Genomic DNA, 579 nt, shown 5'->3' on the forward strand with positions numbered 1-579 from the left:
CTGCGTGGCGGCCGCTAGAGCCGAAGCGCGCGCGGCCGGAGCCTGCAGTCCGAGCCGCTGCTGGCGCGCCAGGTCACCTTGCTGGGCGCGCTGCTCACGATCAAGCAGGCGGTTCTGCGTCTGGAGCATCCGTTGCTGCTGACGTTGCGCCTGCGCACCTTCCGGCTTTTGCGACTGCAATTGCTGCACGCGCTGCTGCAGGCGTTCGATGCGGGTCTGGCGCTCCGTCGTCTGGCGCGACAGCATCTCGCGCTGTCGCTGCTCGACGTGCTGCGAGCGCTGTTGGACGCGCTGCTCGCGCTCAAGAAGGCGGCTCTGCGACTGCAGCAACCGTTGCTGCTGGTCTCGTGCCCTTGTGCCTTCCGGCTTCTGCGATTGCAATTGCTGCACGCGTCGCTGCAAGCGGTCGATGCGGTCTTGGCGTTCTGCGGATTGGCGCGAAAGCATCTCGCGCTGCGGTCCCGATCGCTCGCTCACGGCCGGGGGTGCACTTGGGCGAGAAGGGGCGGCGATATGCGGTGTGGCCCGCGGCGCCATGGCCGGACGTTGCGGCGCTGTCGGCGTTCGATGGACTTCAGG

1 pseudogene is annotated in these 579 nt (G+C 68.2%); it reads right to left on the reverse strand.

The features are described from left to right. A pseudogene (locus MOV74_RS39945) lies at positions 1-447 on the reverse strand (exonuclease VII large subunit); the annotation flags it as partial. Positions 448-579 lie beyond the last annotated feature (132 nt).

The organism is Bradyrhizobium sp. SHOUNA76 (assembly GCF_023006445.1).
Classification (GTDB): Bacteria; Pseudomonadota; Alphaproteobacteria; order Rhizobiales; family Xanthobacteraceae; genus Bradyrhizobium.